Source organism: Pseudomonadota bacterium (assembly GCA_039033415.1).
Taxonomy (GTDB): Bacteria; Pseudomonadota; Gammaproteobacteria; order Xanthomonadales; family SZUA-38; genus JANQOZ01.
Genome location: JBCCCR010000058.1, coordinates 1 through 8,116, shown reverse-complemented (window position 1 = coordinate 8,116; position 8,116 = coordinate 1). Strand labels below are relative to the sequence as shown.

The following is an 8,116-nucleotide window of genomic DNA, read 5'->3' as shown; positions in this document are numbered from 1 at the left end:
CGCTCCAGGCCTTGTGGGACGCGCCCGAAGGGAGCCCCCTTGGGCGCCAATAACCGCGTTGCATCGCTTGCCAAGGGCTACGGCCATTGCCGGCGCGATGCGCCTTGTTCTTGGCGCCCAACGGGGCTCTGAAACGCAACGAACTTTCCAAACAGGACACTAGCCCACGCCAGACCGTTTGAAGGCTGAAGGTCTGGAGCTGGCGCTGACAAGCGGCGCTGCCGCAGCACCCGCAGGAGGTAGTCAAACACGGCGCCGGCGCCGTGTCTGAAGGTACAGATGGCCAACGCCTTTTCCACGCTGATAGCTGAAATGCATCGGCGCAAGGTTTTTCGCGTGATCGCTGCTTATGCGGTGGTGGCGTTTGTTCTGCTGCAAGTCGGCGAAATCACCTTCGACCCGCTCCAGCTTCCCGAATGGTCACTGCGGGCCCTCATTTTTGTTGTTGTGTTGGCCTTTCCGCTGGTCGTCGTCTTAGCCTGGGTGCTCGAATTAACGCCGGATGGCATCAAGCGGGAACTGCCGGGGCAGGGGTCGCGTTACGCGGGTGTGCTGATGGTGGTAGGGGTGCTGCTGCTCGACGGTGCGCTGGCCCTATACCTTTACCAGTTTTACGCGCCGGGCGTGATGCGTGACAACAGCTCGCTGCCGGCCGGCGTGGCGGCCCGATCCGCCGGCGCGGCGGGCCCGATCAGCGCCGCACCAACCTACCTGACCCCAAGCCAGGACGCGCTGGCCCTGCTGCCGTTTGAAGACCTGTCGCCGGAAGGAGACCAGGCCTACTTTGCCGCCGGCGTCTCCGAAGAGCTGGCGGATGCACTCACCAAAGTCGACGGCCTGCGAGTGGTCAGCGGTCGCGCCGCCAGATCTTTTGCGACCCAGAACCGGACCCCCAGGGAAATCGGCGGGCTGCTGGGGGTAGGGTGGCTCCTCAACGGCTCGGTGCGAAAGGCCGGCGATACGCTGCGGGTGCGGGTGGCGCTCAGCAGCACCGAAGACGGGTTCGACAAGTGGTCAGAGACCTTCGAGGGCTCGCTGGACAACACGCTGGCCATTCAGGACGAGATCGCCGAGGAGGTGGTGCAGCAGGTGCTGGGTAGCACGGACACCATGACGGAGGCTGAGGGCGAACGCAGTCAGATTGCGAGTTTCGACGCGTGGAATGATTACGTGGGCGCGCGAGCCGATTGGGCCCAACGGACTCCAGAGTCACTGGCATCCGCGGAGCAGAAATTTAAAGCCACCATCGAAAAGGACCCGAACTACGCCGAAGCGTATTCAGGTCTCGCCGATACCTACCTGCTGCAGGCGAATTACGGCAACCGCACCATCGTAGAGGCAGTGGGTCTCGCCGAGCAGAATGCCGACGTGGCGCTGCGGCTCAACGGCACGCTCGCTAGTGCATGGGCCACGCTGGGGCTACTGAACCGCATGCTGGGGCGCTACCCCCAAGCGGAAAGCCGTCTCAAGCGAGCCCTGCGGTTAGACCCCAAGAACATTGACGCAGCCAACTGGCTGGCCGGGCTGCTCGGTTCTCTGGGCCGGCTCGAAGAAGAACGGCTTGTCCTGCAGGAAGCGCTGGAATACAACCAGTTCGACGACTTGCTCAACATGGCAATGGCCGATAACGAGCTCAGGCGCGGCGCTTTCGACGACGGCATGGAGCGCCTGAACAATCTGCGAAGCATCTATCCGGATCGTAGCTTGCTGCTGCGCACGCTTGCGCGCTGGGACGTGATTATCGGCCGGCACGCAAGGGCGCACGGCAGCCTAATGCAGGCGCTGAGCCTGTCTCCCAACGAGCCGGTGACCCAGACCATGCTGGGACACCTCTACCTGCGCTGGGGCGATCTGCAGCGTGCCGAAGCCGCGATCAGTCGCGCGCGGGAGCTGGCGCCCGACAATCAGGAGGTGGAGGACGCCTGGGCCCGCCTGCTGCTGGCAGCCGGACGCTTTGATGAACTGGAAACCTTTTCCGAGGGCCGGCTGGAGCGACTGACGCCGCAGGAGCAGGGCTCAACGTCGGACACGCTTCAGCCGCTGATGTGGCAGGGCGTAGTCGCGCTCGGGCGCGGCGAGCCCGATCTTGCGTTCACTCGATTCCAAAGCGTGGTGGAACGCCTGGACATCCTGCTGCCCTTCCAGTCGGTTCAGGTGCTGAGCTGGAGCGCCGCAGCGGGCCTGCTGGGTGAAGCGCGCGACACCGCGCTGGCGCAGCTCGACCAGGCCAACCGGCTGCTCGAGCGCCTGCGGGTGCAGGGCAACACCTCGCCGGAACTGAACTATCTTGAGGCTGTGCTGCTGGCGCTGGGCGGCCGCGAGGAACCGGCGCTCGCGCTGCTGGAGGAAACCATGGCGAATGGTTTCACCAGCGCCAACGAGGTTGGCAGCGACCCACGGCTGGCCGCCCTGCGGACCAGCCCGCGCTTCGACGCGCTGCTCAAATCCATCGGCGACCAGTCCCGGACAGACCTGGCGAGCGTGATGACCCAGCTTGCGGCTGTCGATCGCTCCAGCGCCGGCCGGCGGCCGTAACGCGGCAAGCCAGGCGCCTTCGTTGGCGCAGCGGACAGTCCCCGGTGCGGCGTTTTCTCTCCGCAACTAGTGCGGCAAGTCACACCCAGACTGCCCAAAACCCACCTATAATTTGGGATTGCGTGAAGAATTTGGGGTTGCCATGAAAGCTGCATTTTCCATCGTTGCGCTACTGGGGTCTCTTGGCTCCGCTATCGCCGGCGACAATCAGACGTTTGTTCCCGAACTGGTCCTGGTTGAGGTCGCAGACGGCTTGAGCTCGCCGATTGCAGCGCGCCACGCGGGGGACGGCAGCGGCCGGCTGTTTATCGTTGAACGTGCTGGGCGCATAAGGATCCTCGACGCTGACGGGACGCTGCTTGCCACCCCGTTTCTCGATTTCAGCAACGATGGTCTGACGCAGGTGACCGGTGAAGGGGGGCTGCTCGGCATCGATTTTCACCCGGACTATGAAAACAACGGCCTGTTTTTCCTGAACTACACCACACCCGGCGTTGGCGCTACCCAGATTGCTCGCTACTCGGTCAGCGCGGGCGACCCCAACGTTGCTGACCCGAACAGCGGCACGGTGATTCTCAGCATTCCGCAGGACTTTAGTAACCATAACGGCGGCGACATTCACTTTGGTCCGGATGGGTTTCTCTATATCGGCATGGGAGACGGCGGCAGCGGCAATGACCCCAATGACCGCGCGCAGGACCCGCAGTCGCTGCTCGGAAAAATGCTGCGAATCGACGTTGACAACACGGGCGTCAGCGGCGCCAACGCGTGCGGGGACGATAGCGGCGGCCCGACGCTCTACGCCATCCCACCCAACAACCCGTTTGTCGGGGACGACGGCATTTGTGACGAAACCTGGGCCCTGGGGCTTAGAAATCCGTTTCGCTTTAGCTTTGACCGGAATACCGGCGACATGTTTATCGGGGATGTCGGGCAAAACGCTTTTGAGGAGGTTTCGTTCCAGCCCGCCGCGTCGACCGGTGGCGAGAACTATGGCTGGGACTGCCTGGAGGGCTTCCAAGAGGTGGGGCCTTCAGCGGCAGTGTGCGAAGACACCCCGCCGGCGGTCACGGACCCGATCTTGGTTTATGCCCATACCAGCAGTCCGGCCGACTCGATCACCGGCGGCTATCGCTATCGAGGACCCGTGGGCGACAGCCGGGGCATCTACTACTTCGGTGACATTCGGCGCCAGGAGCTTTACGCCGGCACCGAAAGCGGGGGCGCGTGGACGTTTTCTGCCTTTCCCCAACCTTTCCGCACGAGCGACGGCAGCCAGATCAGCCAGATTCCGGTGGTGGCTTTCGGCGAGGACGAAGCGGGCCACGTTTACGTGATCGACTTTGGTGGAACGATCTACAGCATCGGCAGCCCGGACATCCTGTTTTCTTCAGGCCTTGAGAACTGACCGGATCGCCAGCGGCTACTGGGTTTCTGACAACACCAGCACCGAGTAGCCAGCGCTCTGCAGCTGGCGCTTGACGCCGTCGATCTCTCGCAGGCTCGTCATCGGACCGATCCGCACACGGTGCCAGCGCACGTCGTTGATCTTGACCTCAACAACGTCGGCCACCAGCCCTAGAAACGCCAGTTCAGCCTTCATCCGCTCGGCGTCGTCAGCGCGGCGCAATGACGCGACCTGCAGGAGATAGGGGCCGCGGCTTGCCGCGAGCTCCTCTCGCTCGTTGACCCGCTGTTCGATTTCGGCTTCCGGAATGACCACTTCCATTTCCGGCAAGACCGTAAAAAAGTCAAACTCGTCTTTCGGAGCCACCTCTTCGGCCGCAACCGCCGCGGGCTCCCGGGCGGTCGGGTTAGGGCGTGGCAGGTCAGCGCGAGGCTGGCGCAGAAAGCCTGCCATCACAAGAAACACGCTCAGGCAGATGCCCATGGCCACGCCGAGCAGCAGCCAGACCCAGCCGGGCACAACTTTTTGCTCACCATCGCGGATGGCCTGGCGGCCTCGGCCGGAAGTTTTTTTTCTTGCGCCCGCCCGGGCCACTACATCTTGTCCGGCGCCGATACGCCCAGCAACGCCAGTCCGTTGACCAGCACCTGCCGCACCGCCATCGAAAGATTGAGCCGAGCGTTACGCAGATCCTCATCGTCGACCAGCACCCGCAGCTTCAGCTCCGGATCAGCGTCATAGTAGGAATGAAAGACCTGGGCCAGGCCGCGAAGGTAGTGGGCCATGACGTGAGGCGCCCGATTGCGGGCAGCCAGCGAGACGGCTTCGGGATACTGGGCCAGCTCTCGCATCACGGCGATTTCGTGGGGCGCAGTGAGCCGATCGTGGGCAGCCTGCCCGATTGCCTGGTTGTAGGCCTCACCCTGTTCTTCGAGGCGTTCGAAGACCCGCATGATTCTCGCATGCGCATATTGCACGTAGTACACCGGGTTGTCTTTGGACTGCTTTTTGGCGAGCTCGAGGTCGAAGTCCAGGTGCTGCTCGTGGGATCGGAGCACGTAAAAGAACCGCGCGGCGTCGGTGCCGACCTCCTCTCGGAGCTGGCGCAGCGGCACAAATTTGCCGGACCGGGTCGACATCTGGAGCTTCTCGCCATCCCGGAACAGATGGGCAAACTGCACCAAGGGAATCTCCAGTACGTCCGGGTCTTCTCCCAGCCCCTGCGCCGCAGCCCGAAGCCTCGCCACATAGCCGTGATGGTCAGCGCCAAAAACGTAGATTGCGTGCTGAAATCCTCGTTCACGCTTGTTGAGAAAGTACGCAATATCGGACGCAAAATAGGTGGTCCGTCCGTCGTCACGCACCACCACGCGATCTTTCTCGTCACCAAACTTGCTGGCCTCAAACCACTGCGCGCCGTCTTTTTCGTAAAGGTGGCCTGCTTCACGCAAGCGCTCAAGCGCACGCTCGGTTGAGCCGCTGGCCGCGAGCTCGCGCTCGGAAAACCACACGTCATACTCGACGTTGAAGTCTTTCAGATCCTCACGGATATCGCCGACAATCGACCGCAGTGCCGCCTCGAAACAGATTTGATAGCGGTCGTCACCCAGGACTTCTTTGGTCAGCAGGATGAGCGCGTCGATGTGACGTTCGCGCAGATCTTTCTGCGACGGATCGTCGGATTGACTGTCGCCGTCGGGCGGGAGATTGTCGAACACGTTTGGTTCGATATCGCGCAGATCGTCTCCGTGCGCCTGTCGGACGTCGCGAGCGATGTCGTAGATGTATTCACCCTGGTAGGCGTTACTCGGAAAGTTGATCCGTTTGCCGCCGAGTTCCAGGTAGCGCAGCCAAACGCTGGTGGCCAGGATGTCCATCTGGCGGCCAGCGTCGTTGACATAGTATTCGCGATGAACGTCAAAACCTGCCGCTTCCAGCAGATTGGCCAGCGACGCGCCAAAGGCGGCGCCCCGGCCGTGACCCACGTGGAGCGGGCCGGTGGGGTTGGCGGACACGTACTCGACGTTGACCTTTTCACCGTGGCCGTCGCGACAGACGCCGAACGACGCCTCCTGTGCCAGCACCTGGTTGATGACCGACTGCAGCGAGGCGTCGGTCAGGCGAAAATTAATGAAGCCCGGACCGGCGGTCTCGACCTTTTCCACGTGCTTGGAGGGAAGAAGGCGCTGAATGATTTCTTGGGCGATTTCCCTGGGGTTTCGTTTCGCCGCTTTAGCCAGCACCATGGCCACGTTGGAGGTGAAATCGCCGTGTTCGATGGAGCGGCAGCGCTCGACCAGAACCTCAGGCCTCTCCTCTCTCGGCAGGCTTCCCTCGCGGCACATGTCGAGCAGCGCCTGGTTGATCAGTTCCTGCAGATGGTCTTTCACGGTAGGACTCAGAGCATCGGCCCGCTCAGCAGCGGCGTGCTGTCGGGCAGATAGTGGTCAATCAGCAAAAAGGCAAACAGCGCCATGAGATACCAGATCGAATAGCCGAACATGCGCATCGGCAGGCCCGGCGCTTCGTCCACCATCAGGCGCAGCGCATAGTATAGAAAGCCGACACCTAACACCAGCGCCCCGCCAAGGTAGAACAGGCCGCTCATACCGATCAGATAAGGCAGCAGGGTGACCAGCACCAGCAGCACGGTGTAAAACAGGATCTGCCAACGGGTGTACGGCACGCCGTGGGTCACCGGCAGCATCGGCATACCCACCGCCGCGTAGTCGCTGCGCCGGAAGATCGCCAACGCCCAGAAATGGGGCGGCGTCCAGACAAAAATAATCAGGAATAGAATAAACGCCGGTGGATCCAGCTGACCGGTCACGGCCACCCAGCCAAGCAGCGGCGGCGCGGCGCCCGCGGCGCCGCCGATCACGATGTTCTGCGGTGTTGCGCGCTTCAGATAAACCGTATAAATCACCGCGTAGCCGATCAGGCTGATGGCGGTCAGAACCGCTGTGAGCACATTGACCTGCCAAACCAACAACCCGAGGCCGACCACACCCAGGATGAGCGCGAACGTCAGGACCTGGCCGGTACCCAGGTCGCCGCGCGCCAGCGGCCGATTGCGCGTCCGGTCCATCTGCTGGTCGATCCGGCGGTCGAGCAGGTGGTTGATGGCGGCGGCTGAGGCAGAGCTGAGTCCTATGCCGAGGGTCGCGCTGAGCAGGAGCGGCAGTTCGATCCAGCCGGGACTCGCCAGCAGCATGCCCACCACCGCGGTAAAGACAATCAGGGCCACCACGCCCGGTTTGGTGAGCTCGTAGTAACGAGCCGCAACCGAAGGGCGCGGTGCGGCAGTGGAGGTGGCGGCAGTCATCGGCGCATTATAGGCGGCCGGAGGAGGACCACCAGCACCGCCAGCAGCAGGGCTGCACCGCCGTTGTGGGCGACGGCGACGGGCAGCGGCAGGCTGCCCAAGACGTTGGCAATGCCCAGCGCCACCTGCAGGAGGAGCGCTGATCCGAGGACCAGCCCGGCCGACACCCGACCTCGCGTGGCCAGCAGGAAACACAGGAGCAGCATCCAGGCGGAGACGATCACCGCGCCGATGCGATGGGCCGTGTGGATAGCCACCCGCGCGGGGTAATCCAGGACGCCGCCTTCGTAGTCGACACCAATTTCGCGGGCCAGAGTGAATCCTTCAGTAAAATCGGGTTCCGGCCACCACTCGCCGTTGCAGGTAGGAATCTCGGTGCACGCCAGCGCGGCATAGTTGCTGCTGGTCCAGCCACCGAGAGCGATCTGCCCGACCAGCAGCACCAGTCCGGCGATCAGGGGACCGCGAAGGCTTATTGTCCGTTGCACCACGCCGGCGTTGGCTGAGGGTTGTGGCTTCATCCGCAGCGCCTGCCAAACCAAAAGACTAAAGGTGGCCATGCCGCCCAGGAGGTGGGCGGTGACTACCAGCGGCAGGAGCTTGAGCGTGACCGTCCACATCCCGAAGGCGGCTTGCAGCGTGATTAGGGCGGCAATGCCCATGGCGAGAGGAAAGGCGCCGGGCAGGTCCTGGCGGCGCCGATAGGTCAGAAACGCGATTCCATAGACCAACAGCATCAGCGAGCCGGCTACATAGCGGTGCAGCATTTCCTTCCACGCTTTCGGGATACTGACCGGGCGCTCCGGATAGGCCTCATTGGCGATGCTGATTTCTTCGCTGGTGTCGGG

General features: G+C 63.0%; 6 protein-coding genes. 2 read left to right on the top strand and 4 right to left on the bottom strand.

What is annotated here, in order from left to right; translation table 11 throughout:
* Positions 1–279 precede the first annotated feature (279 nt).
* Positions 280–2,535: a tetratricopeptide repeat protein gene (locus AAF358_26470; GenBank protein MEM7709121.1), complete on the top strand. Its 2,256-nt coding sequence runs from the start codon at positions 280–282 to the stop codon at positions 2,533–2,535.
* 142 nt (positions 2,536–2,677) lie between these two features.
* The gene (locus tag AAF358_26465; GenBank protein ID MEM7709120.1) at positions 2,678–3,943 is read left to right on the top strand and encodes a PQQ-dependent sugar dehydrogenase; all 1,266 of its coding nucleotides are present in this window, start codon (positions 2,678–2,680) and stop codon (positions 3,941–3,943) included.
* A 15-nt stretch (positions 3,944–3,958) separates the two neighbouring features.
* Here the strand turns inward: AAF358_26465 and AAF358_26460 are convergent, their stop codons facing one another.
* The 4 genes from AAF358_26460 to AAF358_26445 form a co-directional block, all read right to left on the bottom strand.
* Positions 3,959–4,462, bottom strand: a complete 504-nt coding sequence (locus tag AAF358_26460; GenBank protein MEM7709119.1) for an SPOR domain-containing protein — start codon at positions 4,460–4,462, stop codon at positions 3,959–3,961.
* A 74-nt stretch (positions 4,463–4,536) separates the two neighbouring features.
* The gene (gene argS, locus AAF358_26455) at positions 4,537–6,333 is read right to left on the bottom strand and encodes an arginine--tRNA ligase (protein ID MEM7709118.1); all 1,797 of its coding nucleotides are present in this window, start codon (positions 6,331–6,333) and stop codon (positions 4,537–4,539) included.
* An 8-nt stretch (positions 6,334–6,341) separates the two neighbouring features.
* Positions 6,342–7,268, bottom strand: coding sequence for a heme o synthase (gene cyoE / locus AAF358_26450; protein ID MEM7709117.1), 927 nt, complete (start codon positions 7,266–7,268; stop codon positions 6,342–6,344).
* On the bottom strand, positions 7,265–8,116 hold an 852-nt coding region (locus tag AAF358_26445; protein MEM7709116.1), incomplete at its 5' end, for a COX15/CtaA family protein. The genes cyoE and AAF358_26445, both read right to left, overlap by 4 nt.

Bases quoted from the DNA above. Each gene is read 5' to 3' on its own strand.
- AAF358_26470 (MEM7709121.1), top strand. From the start codon at position 280: ATGGCCAACGCCTTTTCCACGCTGATAGCTGAAATGCATCGGCGCAAG.
- AAF358_26465 (MEM7709120.1), top strand. From the start codon at position 2,678: ATGAAAGCTGCATTTTCCATCGTTGCGCTACTGGGGTCTCTTGGCTCC.
- cyoE (MEM7709117.1), bottom strand. From the start codon at position 7,268: ATGACTGCCGCCACCTCCACTGCCGCACCGCGCCCTTCGGTTGCGGCT.